Origin of the sequence: Mesorhizobium sp. M5C.F.Ca.ET.164.01.1.1, from assembly GCF_004792125.1 — a bacterium.
Lineage (GTDB): Bacteria > Pseudomonadota > Alphaproteobacteria > Rhizobiales > Rhizobiaceae > Mesorhizobium > Mesorhizobium wenxiniae.
Window position 1 is genome coordinate 698,062 of record NZ_SRTG01000001.1, and the last position, 14,200, is coordinate 712,261.

Annotated in this window: 17 protein-coding genes; 2 read left to right on the forward strand and 15 right to left on the reverse strand. The window is 62.5% G+C overall.

The genetic code is table 11. The features are described from left to right. Position 1: 1 nt before the first annotated feature. The 7 genes from EN807_RS03325 to gcvA all read right to left on the reverse strand — a co-directional run bounded on the left by EN807_RS03325 (position 2) and on the right by gcvA (position 7,659). On the reverse strand, positions 2-1,480 hold the full coding sequence (locus EN807_RS03325; RefSeq protein ID WP_135933873.1) for a mannitol dehydrogenase family protein: 1,479 nt from the start codon (positions 1,478-1,480) through the stop codon (positions 2-4). Positions 1,481-1,551: 71 nt separating this feature from the next. Continuing rightward, positions 1,552-2,322 (reverse strand): L-iditol 2-dehydrogenase, encoded by a 771-nt coding sequence (locus tag EN807_RS03330; RefSeq protein WP_135933874.1) that lies wholly within the window; start codon positions 2,320-2,322, stop codon positions 1,552-1,554. Beyond that, positions 2,319-3,323: an ABC transporter ATP-binding protein gene (locus tag EN807_RS03335; protein ID WP_065011647.1), complete on the reverse strand. Its 1,005-nt coding sequence runs from the start codon at positions 3,321-3,323 to the stop codon at positions 2,319-2,321. The genes EN807_RS03330 and EN807_RS03335 overlap by 4 nt, the downstream gene beginning before the upstream one ends. A 50-nt stretch (positions 3,324-3,373) precedes the next feature. After that, positions 3,374-4,198 carry a carbohydrate ABC transporter permease gene (locus EN807_RS03340; protein WP_023801521.1) on the reverse strand — a complete coding sequence of 275 codons (825 nt, stop codon included), beginning with the start codon at positions 4,196-4,198 and terminating at the stop codon, positions 3,374-3,376. Positions 4,199-4,209: 11 nt separating this feature from the next. Then, positions 4,210-5,082, reverse strand: a complete 873-nt coding sequence (locus tag EN807_RS03345) for a sugar ABC transporter permease (RefSeq protein ID WP_127317752.1) — start codon at positions 5,080-5,082, stop codon at positions 4,210-4,212. Between the two features lie 136 nt (positions 5,083-5,218). Beyond that, positions 5,219-6,529: a sugar ABC transporter substrate-binding protein gene (locus EN807_RS03350; RefSeq protein WP_135933875.1), complete on the reverse strand. Its 1,311-nt coding sequence runs from the start codon at positions 6,527-6,529 to the stop codon at positions 5,219-5,221. A 221-nt stretch (positions 6,530-6,750) separates the two neighbouring features. Continuing rightward, a complete protein-coding gene (gcvA, locus tag EN807_RS03355; protein WP_135933876.1) occupies positions 6,751-7,659 on the reverse strand; it encodes a transcriptional regulator GcvA in 909 nt (302 codons plus the stop codon). A gap of 110 nt (positions 7,660-7,769) precedes the next feature. On the opposite strand from gcvA, the gene EN807_RS03360 reads away from it, so the two are divergent. Continuing rightward, positions 7,770-7,955, forward strand: a complete 186-nt coding sequence (locus tag EN807_RS03360; RefSeq protein WP_135933877.1) for a hypothetical protein — start codon at positions 7,770-7,772, stop codon at positions 7,953-7,955. A 21-nt stretch (positions 7,956-7,976) separates the two neighbouring features. Here the strand turns inward: EN807_RS03360 and EN807_RS03365 are convergent, their stop codons facing one another. Beyond that, positions 7,977-8,933, reverse strand: coding sequence for a sugar-binding transcriptional regulator (locus EN807_RS03365; protein WP_135933878.1), 957 nt, complete (start codon positions 8,931-8,933; stop codon positions 7,977-7,979). 259 nt (positions 8,934-9,192) lie between these two features. Here EN807_RS03365 and EN807_RS03370 point away from each other — a divergent pair, with 259 nt between their 5' ends. Continuing rightward, a complete protein-coding gene (locus EN807_RS03370) occupies positions 9,193-9,825 on the forward strand; it encodes an HAD family phosphatase (protein ID WP_095517549.1) in 633 nt (210 codons plus the stop codon). 3 nt (positions 9,826-9,828) lie between these two features. Here the strand turns inward: EN807_RS03370 and EN807_RS03375 are convergent, their stop codons facing one another. The 7 genes from EN807_RS03375 to EN807_RS03405 all read right to left on the reverse strand — a co-directional run bounded on the left by EN807_RS03375 (position 9,829) and on the right by EN807_RS03405 (position 14,199). Beyond that, positions 9,829-10,596, reverse strand: coding sequence for a class II aldolase and adducin N-terminal domain-containing protein (locus tag EN807_RS03375; protein ID WP_135933879.1), 768 nt, complete (start codon positions 10,594-10,596; stop codon positions 9,829-9,831). An 85-nt stretch (positions 10,597-10,681) separates the two neighbouring features. Next, a complete protein-coding gene (gene ureG, locus EN807_RS03380) occupies positions 10,682-11,323 on the reverse strand; it encodes an urease accessory protein UreG (RefSeq protein ID WP_135933880.1) in 642 nt (213 codons plus the stop codon). Continuing rightward, positions 11,320-11,760 carry a DUF3995 domain-containing protein gene (locus EN807_RS03385; RefSeq protein ID WP_127207938.1) on the reverse strand — a complete coding sequence of 147 codons (441 nt, stop codon included), beginning with the start codon at positions 11,758-11,760 and terminating at the stop codon, positions 11,320-11,322. Before EN807_RS03385 ends, ureG begins: the two co-directional genes overlap by 4 nt. Then, on the reverse strand, positions 11,757-12,218 hold the full coding sequence (locus EN807_RS03390; protein WP_135933881.1) for a hypothetical protein: 462 nt from the start codon (positions 12,216-12,218) through the stop codon (positions 11,757-11,759). The genes EN807_RS03385 and EN807_RS03390 overlap by 4 nt, the downstream gene beginning before the upstream one ends. After that, positions 12,215-12,886 (reverse strand): urease accessory protein UreF, encoded by a 672-nt coding sequence (locus tag EN807_RS03395; RefSeq protein ID WP_135933882.1) that lies wholly within the window; start codon positions 12,884-12,886, stop codon positions 12,215-12,217. Before EN807_RS03395 ends, EN807_RS03390 begins: the two co-directional genes overlap by 4 nt. Beyond that, complete coding sequence (gene ureE, locus EN807_RS03400) at positions 12,879-13,457, reverse strand: urease accessory protein UreE (RefSeq protein ID WP_135933883.1); 579 nt, start codon at positions 13,455-13,457, stop codon at positions 12,879-12,881. The genes EN807_RS03395 and ureE overlap by 8 nt, the downstream gene beginning before the upstream one ends. Before the next feature lie 148 nt (positions 13,458-13,605). Then, positions 13,606-14,199, reverse strand: a complete 594-nt coding sequence (locus tag EN807_RS03405) for a hypothetical protein (protein ID WP_135933884.1) — start codon at positions 14,197-14,199, stop codon at positions 13,606-13,608. Between the last annotated feature and the right edge of the window lies 1 nt (position 14,200).

The window sequence follows — 14,200 nt, forward strand, 5'->3', positions numbered from 1 at the left end:
CTTAGAGATTTCCGGCGAGATAGCGCGTCAGTGTCGCGCGCGCACCATCGGCCCAGAGCGCCTTGAGCGCATGGGCGAAGGCCTCGACGAACGGCGCCGAGCGTCCGACCTCGCCATAGATGTCGTCCATCGCCAGCCAGGCGGCAGGCGCATCCTTTGCCGCCCTGGCGGTCGTCTGCAGCCGGTCCCAGCTCGGATCATTGGGTTCGATGACGGCGCCGCTATCTGAGGTGCCGAAGCAGTAGCGGCACCACAGCGCCGATTCCAGCGCCAGGCCGGCGACTCCCTTGCCAGCCTTCAGCCGGTCGGCGATGGTCGGGATGATGAATTTCGGCTGCCGGTTGGAGCCGTCGAGGCAGAGCCTGCGGATGGTGTCGCCGATCTTCGGATTCGAGAAGCGGTGCTCAATGAGTTGATAATAGTCTTCCAGCACGGTGTCCGGCACCGGCGGCACGGTCGGGATGATCTCGTCGTGCTCCAGTCTGTAGAGAAAGCCGCGCACCAGCGGCTCCTGCATTGCCTCGTGGACGAAATGGATGTCCATCAGCCCGGCCGGATAGGCGATGGTCGCATGACCGCCATTGAGGATGCGGATCTTCATCAACTCGTAGGGCGCGACATCACTGACGAACTGTACGCCGACCTTTTCCAGCGGCGGGCGGCCGTTGGTGAAATGGTCCTCCAGCACCCATTGCCTGAACGGTTCGCAGAATACCGGCCAGTTGTCGTCGATCCCGAATTCGCTCGAGAGAATGCCACGCTCGCGGTCAGTGGTGGCCGGCGTGATGCGGTCGACCATGCCGTTGGGAAAGGCAACGTTATCGCTCACCCAGGTCGCCAGATTCTCGTCAATCAGCCGGGCGAGGCCGATGACGCCATCAGCGGTGACATGGCCGTTGTGAGGGATGTTGTCGCAGGACATGATTGTGAAGGGCACGATGCCGTCGTCGCGGCGGCGCATCAGCCCGGCAAGAATGATGCCGAAGACAGTCTTCGGCGTTGCTTCCGGCTGCGCATCGGCGACGATGTCGGGATGGGTCGGGTTGAACACGCCCGACGCCGGGTCGATGAAGTAGCCACCCTCGGTGATGGTCAGCGAAACGATCCTTATCGCCGGATCGGCAAGCCGTTCTATGATCGCGGCCGCGTCGCCCGGCATCAGGAAATCGATCATGACACCGGTGACGCGGGCGCTCATGTGGCCAGAATCCTGCTCGACCACGGTGGTCAGCCAGTCCTGTTCCTGCAATTTGCCGCGGCCGACCTTTTCGCCGTCGAAGACGCCGGCGCCGACAAGTGCCCAGTCGTGGCCGACGCCCGCATTGAACAGATCGTCGAGATAGACGGCCTGATGCGAGCGATGGAAGTTGCCGACCCCGAAATGGACGATACCGGCCTTGAGCGCCGCGCGATCATATTTCGGGCCGGCGACCTCAGGCGGAAGCTTGGCGAGGATGGAGGAAGAGAGTTTCACGGTCATCTGCTTTACCCTTTAGCGGGACGGCTCTTCCCCCCGGTGGAGGAGACGGGGAGAAGAGCGCCTTCGCCCCCTCAACTCATCCACTGGCCGCCATCGACATTGTAGGTCTGGGCGACGATGTATTCGGCGTCGTCGCTGGCCAGGAACACCGCCATGCCGGTGAGGTCTTGCGCAGTGCCCATGCGGCCATAGGGCACGGCTTCGCCGACCAGCCTCTTCTTTTCGCCCTTCGGCCGGTTCTCGTATTTGGCGAACAGCGCATCGACATGGTCCCAGTGCTCGCCGTCGACGACGCCCGGCGCAATAGCATTGACGTTGATGCGGTGCTTGATCAGGTCGAGCCCGGCCGACTGGGTGAGCGAGATGACGGCGGCCTTGGTGGCGCAATAGACGGCAACCAGCGCCTCGCCGCGGCGCCCGGCCTGGCTCGCCATGTTGATGATCTTGCCGCCCTGGCCAGCCGCGATCATCGAGCGGGCGCCGGCCTGCAGCATGAACAGCGTGCCGGCGACATTGACGGAAAACAATCTGTCATAGCTCGCCTTGCTGATCTCGACGATCGGCGCCAGGTCGAACAAAGCGGCGTTGTTGATCAGAATGTCCAGCCCGCCGGCCCTTGTCTCGACCGCCTTGACCGCCGCCTCGATCGAACCGAGGTCGGTGACGTCCAGTTTCACAGCGTAAGCGTTGCCGCCGATCTCCGAAGCGGTCTTTTCGGCGGCTTCGAGATTGATGTCGCCGATGGCGACCATGGCGCCCTCGCGGACATAGGCTTCGGCGAACGCCCTGCCGATGCCGCGCGCCGACCCGGTGATCAGCGCCGATTTACCCTTCAGCCTCATTGCATCATCGCCTTTCCATCGGCGCCGAAGCGGTGCAGCTTGGTCTTGTCCGGCGTCAGATAGATCGTGTCGCCGTGATGGGCGGCCAGTTCGCCGTCGGCGCGCACCGTCAGCGGCCCGACACCGTCGGCCTGCACGTGCAAAAGCGTGTCGGAGCCGAGATGCTCGGCGACGCCGACCGTGGCTTTCCATTCGCCTGACGTCTTCGAGATGTTCATATGCTCGGGACGGATGCCGACGGTCTTGGCGCCATGTTTGGCCGCCGGCGCGCCTTCGATCAGGTTCATCTTGGGCGAACCGATGAAGCCGGCGACGAACAGGTTCTTCGGCGTCTTGTAGAGTTCCATCGGCGAGCCGACCTGTTCGATGTTGCCGGCATTGAGCACGACGATCTTGTCGGCCATGGTCATCGCCTCGACCTGGTCGTGGGTGACGTAGATCATCGTCGTCTTGAGCTGATGATGCAGTTCGCTGATCTCCAGCCGCATGGTACCGCGCAGCGCAGCGTCGAGATTGGACAGAGGTTCGTCGAACAGGAAAGCCGATGGCTGGCGCACGATGGCGCGGCCGATGGCGACGCGCTGGCGCTGACCGCCGGAGAGCTGGCCGGGGCGGCGATCGAGATAGTTGGTGAGGTTCAGGATGCGCGCCGCGTCCTTCACCTTCCGATCGATGGTCGCCTGGTCCTCGCCCGCCATCTTCAGCGGGAAGGCGATGTTCTTGGCCACCGTCATGTGCGGGTAGAGCGCATAGGACTGGAACACCATGGCCAGCTTGCGCTTGGCCGGCGCCTCGCCGGTGACGTCGCGGCCGTCGATGTTGATGGTGCCGGCGGTGGTATCCTCCAACCCGGCGATCAGTCGCAGCAGCGTGGACTTGCCGCAGCCCGACGGGCCGACGAAGACGACGAACTCGCCGTTCTCGATGACCAGGTCGATGCCCGGAATGATGATCGTCGACCCGAACGACTTGGAGACGTGCTTGAGCGTGATGTTTCCCATGGTTTCCTCCCCGAGCGGTTATTTTTCGCCAGATGCTTCGAGCAAAGTCGCTACTTCACGGCACCAAATGTCAGGCCGCGCACCAGCTGCTTCTGGCTGAACCAGCCCATGATCAGGATCGGCGCGATCGCCAGCGTCGAGGCCGCCGACAGCTTGGCCCAGAACAACCCTTGAGGGCTTGAGAAGGAACTGATGAAGGCGGTGAGCGGGGCGGCCTCGGTGGTGGTCAGCCGGATCGTCCAGAACGCCTCGTTCCATGCCAGGATGATGTTGAGCAGCATTGTCGAGGCGATGCCCGGCACAGCCATCGGCGTCAGCACATAGACGATCTCGTTCCAGAGCGATGCGCCATCCATGCGCGCCGCTTCCAGGATCTCGCCCGGGATTTCGCGGAAGTAGGTGTAGAGCATCCACACCACGATCGGCAGGTTGATCAGCATCAGCATGATCATCAGACCGATGCGGCTGTCGAGCAGTCCGGTATCGCGGAAGATCAGGTAGATCGGGAACAGCACGGCAACCGCCGGCATCATTTTGGTGGAAAGCATCCACATCAGGATGTCCTTGGTCCACTTGCCCGGCGAGAACGCCATCGACCAGGCCGCCGGTATGGCGACGAGCAAAGCCAGGATAGTCGAGCCGACCGACAGGAACACGGAGTTGAGGAAGAACTTGAAGTAGCCGCTCTGCGCCTCGACCGCGGTATAGCTCTCCGTGGTTCCCGACGGAAAGAGGTTGAAGCCCTGAATGGCCTCCTGCTCCGACTTGAACGAGGTGATGATCGTATAGAGGATCGGGAAGAAGATCAGCAGGGCGACGATCCAGGCGGCCGCGGTCGCAATCGTCTTGTGCTGGGTGCTGACTGCACGTGCCATCGTTTCCTCCCTTATTTGTCCAGGTTCTTGCCGACCGCGCGCATGGCGAAGAAGGCGACGATGTTGGCGAGAATGACGGCGAGGATGCCGCCGGCGGATGCCTGGCCGATTTTGAACTCCAGCAACGCCTTCTGGTAGACGAGGAAGGGCAGGTTGGTGGAGGCGTAGCCCGGGCCGCCATTGGTGGTGACGAGGATCTCGGCATAGACCGACAGAAGGAAGATCGTCTGGATCAGGATGACGACGGTGATGGCGCGCGACATATGCGGCAGCGTCAAATAGATGAAGCGGCTGATGAAGCCGGCCCCGTCCATCTCGGCGGCTTCCTTCTGCTCGCCGTCGAGCGACTGCAGGGATGTCAAGAGGATCAATGTCGCAAACGGCAGCCACTGCCAGGCGACGATGATGATGATCGCCAGCATGGGATACTGCCCAAACCAGTCGATCGGCTGCCCGCCGAAGAAGCGCGCAATGTCGGCAAAGACGCCGTATTGCGGATGCATGATCATGTTCTTCCAGACCAGTGCGGCGACCGGCGGCATGACGAAGAACGGCGAGATGACGAGGATACGGACGATGCCCTGTCCCCACATCGGCTGATCGATCAGAAGCGCCAGCAGGATGCCGCCGATCACCGTGATCAAAAGCACGCTGCCAACGAGGATAAGCGTGTTGAGGATCGACTGCAGGAATGCCGGATTGGAATAAAAAAGCGCGTAGTTCGAGAAGCCGACGAACCCGTCGCGGATCGGGTTGAGCGGATTGTACTGCTGGAAGGAGAACCACAGGGTGAATGCCAGCGGAACGATCATCCAGACGAACAGCAGCACCACGGATGGCGCCATCATGAAGCGGGCAAGCGAACGGGTCTGCTGAGTAGCCATGACGGTCACCCTTCAAAGGTCAGCCAAATTTTCAGAGTTTGAAGGTGGCCGCCCGAACTGGGATTCGGGCGGCCCCCTGCTGGTCAAGGTGGGGGCCGGCCACAATGGGCAACCGGCGTTCGGCACCGGGAGGAGCCTACTGAATATAACCGCCCTCGGTCATCGTTGCGGTGGCAGCGTCCTGGGCCTGCGTCAAGGCGTCGTCGACACTGGTCTGGCCGGCGAGTGCCGCCGAGAACAGCTGGCCGACGGTGGTGCCAAGGCCCTGGAACTCAGGGATGGCGACGAACTGGACACCGACATAGGGTACCGGCTTGACGGTCGGGTGCGTCGGATCGGCGGCGTTGATCGAGTCCAGCGTCATCTTGGCGAAAGGCGCTGCCTTCTGGTATTCGGGGTTGGCGTAGAGCGAGGAGCGCGTTCCGGGCGGAACATTGGCCCAGCCTTCCTTCGATGCGACGAGCTCGGCATAGGCTTTGCTGGTTGCCCAGGATACGAACTTCTGAGCGGCGTCAGCCTTCTGCGTGCCGGCAGGAATGGCCAGCGACCACGCCCAGAGCCAGTTGCCGCGCTTGCCCAAGCCATTGTCGGGCGCCAGAGCATAACCGACCTTGTCGGCGACCGTGGAGTTCTTCGGGTCTGAGACGAAGGACGCAGCGACGGTGGCGTCGATCCACATGCCGCATTTGCCCTGCTGGAACAGCGCCAGGTTTTCGTTGAAGCCGTTGGAAGACGCGCCCTCCGGGCCATTGGCCTTCATCAGGTCGACATAGAACTGCAGCGTGTTCTTCCACTCGGGCTGGTCGAATTGCGGTTTCCAGTTCTCATCGAACCAGCGTGCGCCGAAGGAGTTCGACATGGCGGTCAGGAAGGCCATGTTCTCGCCCCAGCCGGCCTTGCCGCGCAGGCAGACGCCGTTCACGCCATTGGCGCGATCGGTCATCTTCTCGGCGGCCTGCTTGATGAAGTCCCAGGTCGGCGCGTCGGGCATGGTCAGCCCGGCCTTCTCCATCAGGTCCTTGCGGTACATGACGAAGGAGCTTTCGCCGTAGAACGGTGCCGCATAGAGTTTGCCGTCGACCGAGAGGCCACCGGCGATGGCCGGGATGATGTCCTTGACGTCATAGTCGTCGCCGAGCTTGTCGAGCGGCAGCAGCCAGCTCTGCTTGGCCCAGATCGGAACCTCGTAGGTGCCGATGGTCATCACGTCATACTGGCCACCCTTGGTGGCGATGTCGGTGGTGACGCGCTCGCGCAGCACGTTCTCCTCGAGCGTGACCCATTGGAGCTGGATATCGGGGTTCTTGGCGGTGAAGTCGTCGGTCAGCGTCTGCATGCGGACCATATCGCCATTGTTGACGGTGGCGATGGTGATGGATTCGGCATGCGCGGCGAACGCAAGGGTGCTGGCCGACAACAGACCCAGGGTGAGCGTGCGAAGTTTCATCAAATTCCTCCCATAGACCAAGTGAGCATTTGCCTTGGCTGTGAGCAATTACTCATTTTGCGTGATTTATGTCAAGCCGGATTCGTTGCTGCAGCGCAGCACGAAAGCTCGTGCGGCATCCGGTTCCAGACGCATTCGGGGGTATTTGAAGACAGTGGGATGGCTATCGGCGCACGCGAAATGCCGGATTTCGGCGCCCACTTGATTGGACAATTGCCGACCTACTGGCCGGCAATCTCAGCCAGGATCCATTCGCGAAAAGCGCGGATCTTCGGCACGTTGCGCCGCGCCTGGGGATAGACCAGCCAGTAGGCGTGGCCGTCGTCGCCGACCAGATCGAAAGGCTGGATCAGGCGGCCATCGGCAAGCTCGGCCCTGAAGAGAGCGGCCGTCACGATCGCCACGCCCTGCCCGGCAATCGCGGCGTTTGCCTCATAGGCCTGCGCCCCCATGCTGGAGCCGGGGCGCTTGGCCAGTTCCTCGACCGGCAGGCCGGCGGCGATAAACCAGTCCCGCCACCAGATGTCGCCGGGATCGAGGATCGGCAGGCGCAACAGGTCGGCCGGCTCCTTCACCCCGCCGATGGTCGCCGCGAGTTTCGGGCTCAGCATCGGCGTGAAGTCCGCATTGAAAAGCTTGTGCACCTCCACGCCCGGCCAGTTTCCGCCGCCCGAACGGATGGCGATGTCGATGTCCTCGCGGGCGAAATCGACGAGGCGGTTCGATGTATCGAGACGCACGGCCAGCGACGGATGCGCGACCTGGAACGAGCCGAGATGCTGCGCCAGCCAGTTCGAGGCAAAGGTCAGCAGCGTCGAGACGCAGAGCATCCCATCGGCGCCGCTGCGCGCCGCGGCATAGGCTCCACCCAACAGGGCGAACGCCTCGCTGACCGCAGGCGCCATGCGTTGCCCGGCCTCGGTCAACTCGATCTGCCTTGGCCGGCGCAGGAACAAAGGCGCCCCGACGCGCTCCTCCAGAAGCTTGATCTGATAGCTCGCCGCCGCCTGCGTCATGCCGAGCTCGCCGGCGGCCTTAGTGAAGGAAAGATGCCGCGCCACCGCCTCGAACACCCGGATCGCCTGAAGGGGAGGGAGCTGGGAGACCTGCCGTGACTTGAGTTCGGGCATAAGCCCTCCTTATGGGCCGTGATCGACGTTTGATTGGCAGCAAGGCCCGATCCAGCCGATATTTGAGGTCGACGATCACTCTCGTCCAGAAATAACGAAGGCTGACGATCATGACCATTGTACAGGAAAAGCTATTTCTGACGCCAGGCCGAGGCTGGTTTTTGCGGCTGGCGCGTGGATTGGCACGGCCCGGAGCCAGGAAACGGGCTTATCTCGACATCAGGGAATTGCCGCCGCATCTGCAGCGCGACATGGGTTTTCTCGACGGCAACGATCCTTACGGCCGGCGCAAATAGCCTTGCTGGACTTATCCCTAATCAGCTGGCCGCCAGCAAGGCGGCGGCGGTCCGTTCGTCGGTGATGAGACCGTTGACCAGCCGCCGGTTTACAGCCGCAAGGATGCCCGGCAGTTTCCGCTCGCCCATGGCGAGCGCGATCACCAGCGATTTTTCACGCGACGGCAAAGATGCCGAGGACACTCTGTCATTGGTGATGCCCTCGATCATCCGGCCTTCGCGATCGAACACCCAGCCGACGATCTCAGCGACGCCGCCCGCTTTTTGCAGCGCCTTCAGTTCACTTTGCGAAATGAAGCCGTCCTCGTAAAGCGGCGCCTTTGGGCCGAGATCGCCGATGCCGACGAAGGTGACGTCGGCCTCCGCGGCAAGTGCCAGCGTCGGTTGGATCATCGGTTGGCTGAGCAGCATCTCGCGCTCCTCCGGCGAGGAGGCGATGACCGGCAACGGCATTGGGAAGGAGCGCGCCTTGACCCTGTCGGCCATGGTGAAGATGACGTTGTAGAAAGCGGCCGAACCGTCGGGCGAGATGTTACCAGTCAGCGACACCACCTTGTGCTGCGGACATTCCATCGGCGGCAGCTGCTCGATTGCCGCCTTCAGCGTGCGGCCGGTGCCGATCGCCATGACGATCGGCACCGGCGAGCGCAACCGTCTTTCGATTTCGGCAGCCGCCGCCACGGCGACGCCGATGGTGGAGGAGGAAGCGGGATCGCTCGGCACCACCTCGACCAAATCGAGCGCGAAGCGCGATTTCAGCCGGGCCGCCAGGTCGAGGCAATTGGCGATCGGGTGGTCGACACGGACCTTGATAAGTCCTTCCGACACCGCCAGCGACACCAGCCGCTGCGCCGTCTGTCGTGAGATGCCGAGCGTCGAGGCGATCTGGTCTTGCGTGTTACCGGCGACATAATAGAGCCAGCCGGCGCGCGCCGCGTCGTCCAGCCTGTTGCTGCCGCTCTCCTGCCGGGAATTCAACTTGCTGCCTCCCTGCCCCCGAGCATCGAGGCGGGAGCGCCTTACTTTTACGGCGAAATGCGCTTGTGCGCAATTGCCTACCGCCAGAGCAATTGCTTAGATAAACGCTGATGAACCTGTGGTGCTTCGAGTGGATGAATTTAGGCAAGCAATTTTTGAAGTCGGCAATTTTTGAACTCCCGCAATGTCGGTGCAGGCAGGCGCCGCGGTTTATCTCCCGACGCAAACCCTTTAAGGGATTCGGACAAAGGAGCCTCGCATGACGCCGAAAGCGGTTTTCTGGGACATGGACGGCACGCTGGTCGACAGCGAGCCATTGCACGAGGCGGCGCTGATTGCGGCGCTGCACAGCGTCGGCATCGCGGCGCCGGCCGACCTGCATGAGCGGGTGCTCGGCATTGCCGCATGGCCGGTCTACGAGATGCTGCGCGACGAGTTCGGCCTCGACCTGCCCTTCGATGACTGGATCGTGCGCAAATACGACCACTATCTGCCGATGGCCGAGACGCTGAAGCCGCGCCCCGGCGCGATCGAGATCTTCAACGAGCTGCGCGCGCTTGGCGTGGCGCAAGCGGTGGTGTCCAATTCCGACCGGCTGGTCGTCGACGCCAATCTGCGCATGGTCGGTCTTTTCTATCCCGGCATGAAGACGGTCAGCCGCAACGACGTGCGCGAAGGCAAGCCGCATGCCGAGCCGTTCCTGCGCGCCGCATGGCTGGCCGATGTCGATCCGGCCGATGCCGTAGCCGTCGACGACAGCGTGACCGGCGTCACGGCGGGATTGGCGGCGGGGATGAGGACGATCTTCTGGCCGGAAGTGCCTATGGAAGGGCCGCCGGGCGCGATCGTCATCAACAGCGCCGACGAGTTGCGGGCTGAGCTGGGCCTTTAGGCATCAGTTCCGGTAAACCGGCTCCTGCTCGTCGAGGATCGCCTTCAATTCGGAAAGGTGCCGCTCGGCCTGGCCGGGATAATCTTCCTGCTCCGTTGCTGCCTTCTCGGCGATTTCGTCCGACAGGACCCGCAGCGGTCGGCCGGTCCACAGCGCCTTGATGTAGGTCTCGGCGGCGCGTTCGAAATAGAACATGCGGTTGAAGGTGTCGGCGACGCTATCGCCGATGACCAGCACGCCATGGTTGCCCATGACCATTACCTTGACCTTCGGATCGGTAAGCAGCTGTGAGCAGCGTTCGCCCTCTTCCTCGAAGGCGAGCCCGCCATAATGGCCATCGACGACGTGACGGTTGAAGAAGATCGCCGAGTTCTGGTCGATCGGCGGCAACGTCGAGTCGGCGAGCGAAGCGAGCACCGTGGCGTGGATCGAGTGCACATGCATGACGCAGCGCGCATGACGCACATTACGATGGATGGCGCCATGCAGGCCCCATGCCGTCGGGTCGGGTGCATTCGGGCCGGAGAGCGTATCGGGATCGTTGGCGTCGATCAGCAGCAGGTCGCTCGCCTTGATGCGTGAGAAATGCACCTGGTTGGGATTCATCAGGAATTGCGAGCCGTCATCGTTGACGGCCAGCGAGAAATGATTGGCCACGGCTTCATGCATGTTGAGCCGCGCCGTCCAGCGGAAGGCGCAAGCCAGATCGACGCGCTCTTCGTGAAATGGCAGATTGGTTAGCGGTTCCTTCTGCAGGCGGGCGATGCTCATCGAAAACCTCCGTGAAAGAAGCAAGGATGCCGCGCGCCGCAGATGCGCGCAACCGGATTCGTTTGGTGCAGACGAGAGCTTTGCCTTACGCCGCAGTGCTTCTGGCGGCACCAACGCGCAGCCCGCCATGCTCGATTATGAAATCGATCACTTCCTGGAGTCCCTTGCCGCGCGACAGATCGGTGAAGCCGAACGGCCGCTTGCCGCGCATGCGGGCGGCATCGCTCTCCATGACATCGAGGTTGACGTTCACATAAGGGGCGAGATCGCTCTTGTTGATGACCAGGAAATCGGACCGGGTGATCGCCGGCCCACCCTTGCGCGGGATTTCCTCGCCTTGGCAGACGGAGATGACGTAGAGCGTCAGATCAGCGAGGTCGGGGGAAAACGTGGCGGCAAGATTGTCGCCGCCCGATTCGATGAAGACGATATCGAGATCCGGGAATTTTTTGGTCATCTCGGCGATCGCCTGCAGATTGATCGAGGCGTCCTCGCGGATGGCGGTGTGCGGGCAGCCGCCGGTTTCGACGCCCATGATGCGATCCTCGGGTAGCGCCTGAAGCCGGGCCAGCATCATGGCATCTTCCTTGGTATAGATATCGTTGGTGACCACGGCGATGGAGAACTCGTCGCGCAGCGCCTTGCAGAGCTTTTCGGTGAGCGTCGTCTTGCCGGAGCCGACGGGGCCGCCGATGCCGATGCGAAGGGGACCATTGGCTTGTGTCATCTAGCGAACTCCGTGATGGCAAGGACGGCGAAGCCGAGCCCGATCAAAAGGCACAGCGGCGAATAATAGCTGACATCGAGCCGGGCGAAGGGCTGTTCGGGCGCCAGCCGGCGCCACCACGGTGTAAAGCCGGCAATGCCGCGCGCCAGGAAGACCAGCGCGATGAGCAGCGCTGTCGCGGCGAGCCCAGCCTTAGGAAAGGGCGTGGCAAACACGCCTTCGAGCGCCATCGGCCACAGTGTCGCCAGGCCGAGACAGGCAGCAACGGCAAAGCTGGCGAAGGGCGCTGGCATTTCGTCGACGCCACGGAAGCCGACCACCGCGCGGGCGCAGGAGGCAGCGTCCCTGCCCGGCCAGATGCCGCCAATGCCCCAATAGACATGCAGCGCGGTGATCAGCAGCAGGACCAGCGAGAGGGCGAAAGCGAGGACGATCATGAGCGGCCTGCAGCAGACAGATGGCGTTTGCCAATGTTCAAATTCCAACCTCCACCATCTTCGTCGCGGTCAGGCCAGAACCGCAGTGTCTCGCCGTTGGCAAACCGAATTTCCGCCTGTTTCCGCAATCCGCGCAGCGACACGCTGATGACGGTCTTGCCGACCGACAGTTCGATTTCCTTGGCAATCCGGCGCGGATTGTCAGACCAACGCAGACAGTAACCGTTGGTTTTGCGTAGCTCCCAACAGGCGGAGGCAAGAAAGAGATCCCATTCTGCACGTCTGAAATGGCCAACTCGACGCTTGCCGCTTAGGCGTTTTGCATAGCGGTGCGGCGTTGTCGCGCCGAAGCCGATGTTGATTGTCGATCCGATCGAGTGCCCGACCACGCTGATGGGCGACAGACGAATGCCGTTAAATCTCTTGATGAGGCAGAGCCTGTTTGCACTAAGGCTCATGACCGGAACAGCCGCGAATACTGGGTTTCGTGCTTCATCGCCATGACATCCGAGACGAACGCGCAGCCGCCGAGATCATCCAGCGTCGAGCCGGCAGCACGGGCGGCGACGCCAAGCGCCAGCGGTTCGAAGCCGGCGAGCAGCGCGGTGGCGCCGGTCTGGCCGACGACGCCGAGCCGGATCGCGGCCTGGACCAGGTTGGAGAAGAAGGTCTGCAGGAAGGCGGCTAGCGCGTCCTGCAGGGCAATGGCGTTGCCGCCAGAAACGGCGCCGACGGCGATGCAATAGGCGCACTCGGCCGGCAGACGGTCCAGCACCTGACACGGCCACGCCGATGCCGCCTTCAGGAAGGCGGCACCCTGCAGCATGGTCTCGGCATGGCGCTCGCGCGAGCCGGCCAATGCCTCGGCAAGTGCCGCGATCTCATCGAGATCGCCGCCCTCGCGGGCGCGCCGCCAGCTTTCGGCAAACAGCACCGCGTCGTTCCAGCCCGAACCAAGCTCGACCAGTGTCTCCAGCCATGCGGCGAGGTCTTTGCTATTGGCAACCAGCCCGGCATGCACGGCTTGCTCGAGACCATGGCTGTAGGAAAAACCGCCGACCGGGAAGGCAGGCGACAGCCAGGCCATCAGCCGCAACAAAGCGACGTTGGAAGGCTGGTCAGTCATGGTCGTGCGAGTGGCTGTGGGAATGCGACTCCCCATGGGCGTGGGAATGCGCTTCAGCATGGCTGTGCGCATGCGCCTCGGCATGAGCATGGCCATGGCCGCCATGCCCGGAATAGGCGCCGCGCACCGGCTTGAACGGCTCGGAAACGTCGCTCACCGTGGCGCCCAGGCCTTCCAGCATCGTCTTGATGACATGGTCGCGCAGGATCAGGATTCGTTCCGCCTCTATGGCGGCGGCAAGATGGCGGTTGCCGATATGCCAAGCGAGTTCGGTGAGATGAACCGGGCTTAAGGCACGGATATCGTAGAGCGGTTCCTCGGCCGCAATAATCTCGATCTGGCGGCCATCCTCCAGCACCAGCCGGTCGCCATCGTTCAAGGCAACCGGCTTGGGCAGGTCGACCAGCACCTTGTCGCTACGGGCCGTTTCGATGGCGCGGCGGCGCAGATGCCGCTCGTCATGGGCCAGCACGGCACGGTCAAATGGCGTGACCGCTCCCGCTTGGCCGGCGGTGAGCACCGAGACGGCACGCGGGAATTTGGTGAAATCTGTGCGGATGTCGAGCTTCACGTAAACTGCCTTTCCAAAAAGCCTAGACCATCCCGAACATCGGCCCAATGCCGGCGCATGCCCCGAATTCGAATTCGGAAAGGATCATGCGCCAAATCAAGTTTCTACAGCGTCCTTTGCGCGTCCGAAAGGACACGCGGCGCTGTGGTCAAACGATCGTGTCGAAGAGCCGCAGGATAAACGATATCTGGTAGATGAGGGCGGCGGCGACAAAGGCGATGTGGAAGCGGCGATCGCGGACCAGTATCGCGACGACGCAAAGCGCGACGAACACCGGCGTGCGGAACAAATATTCAACGCCGAAACGAGCGAAATGCTCCGGCCCTTTCAGCAGCGTATCGACCACGTCAAGCAGATAGGTCGCCGCCAGCAAGCCGAAGAACCAGGCGCGGCGCGAATAGAAAAAATCCTCGTAGCTGGTGTAGTCCAGCATCGAGTCCGGAAACAGCAGCGCGCAGAGCAGGAACAGCGTGACGGCGTAGAAGATGATGAACAGGTACTTGCCGAAGGTCCAGGTCTCGATCTGGAACAGGCCGAACTCCCACCACCAGAAATGCACCAGCATCAAGAGCACCGACACAACCCAGGCCAGATGCACCGGATAGAGCCGGTATTGGCCCGGATGCTGGACGATGCGGGCCAGCCCCGACAAAAGACGCGTGACGCCAAGGCCGATCACCATGCCCATGACGATGCGGATGTGCGGGAAGATGTCGTGGGCGTAAGGGAGTTGCTGGTTCATT

Excerpts from the sequence above, each read along its gene's own strand:
- gcvA (WP_135933876.1), bottom strand. The coding sequence starts at position 7,659 with ATGCCCGAACTCAAGTCACGGCAGGTCTCCCAGCTCCCTCCCCTTCAG.
- EN807_RS03330 (WP_135933874.1), bottom strand. The coding sequence starts at position 2,322 with ATGAGGCTGAAGGGTAAATCGGCGCTGATCACCGGGTCGGCGCGCGGC.
- EN807_RS03375 (WP_135933879.1), bottom strand. The coding sequence starts at position 10,596 with ATGAGCATCGCCCGCCTGCAGAAGGAACCGCTAACCAATCTGCCATTT.
- ureG (WP_135933880.1), bottom strand. The coding sequence starts at position 11,323 with ATGACACAAGCCAATGGTCCCCTTCGCATCGGCATCGGCGGCCCCGTC.
- EN807_RS03350 (WP_135933875.1), bottom strand. The coding sequence starts at position 6,529 with ATGAAACTTCGCACGCTCACCCTGGGTCTGTTGTCGGCCAGCACCCTT.
- EN807_RS03360 (WP_135933877.1), top strand. The coding sequence starts at position 7,770 with ATGACCATTGTACAGGAAAAGCTATTTCTGACGCCAGGCCGAGGCTGG.
- EN807_RS03405 (WP_135933884.1), bottom strand. The coding sequence starts at position 14,199 with ATGAACCAGCAACTCCCTTACGCCCACGACATCTTCCCGCACATCCGC.
- EN807_RS03395 (WP_135933882.1), bottom strand. The coding sequence starts at position 12,886 with ATGACTGACCAGCCTTCCAACGTCGCTTTGTTGCGGCTGATGGCCTGG.
- EN807_RS03340 (WP_023801521.1), bottom strand. The coding sequence starts at position 4,198 with ATGGCACGTGCAGTCAGCACCCAGCACAAGACGATTGCGACCGCGGCC.
- EN807_RS03335 (WP_065011647.1), bottom strand. The coding sequence starts at position 3,323 with ATGGGAAACATCACGCTCAAGCACGTCTCCAAGTCGTTCGGGTCGACG.
- EN807_RS03325 (WP_135933873.1), bottom strand. The coding sequence starts at position 1,480 with ATGACCGTGAAACTCTCTTCCTCCATCCTCGCCAAGCTTCCGCCTGAG.
- EN807_RS03345 (WP_127317752.1), bottom strand. The coding sequence starts at position 5,082 with ATGGCTACTCAGCAGACCCGTTCGCTTGCCCGCTTCATGATGGCGCCA.
- EN807_RS03370 (WP_095517549.1), top strand. The coding sequence starts at position 9,193 with ATGACGCCGAAAGCGGTTTTCTGGGACATGGACGGCACGCTGGTCGAC.
- EN807_RS03385 (WP_127207938.1), bottom strand. The coding sequence starts at position 11,760 with ATGATCGTCCTCGCTTTCGCCCTCTCGCTGGTCCTGCTGCTGATCACC.
- EN807_RS03390 (WP_135933881.1), bottom strand. The coding sequence starts at position 12,218 with ATGAGCCTTAGTGCAAACAGGCTCTGCCTCATCAAGAGATTTAACGGC.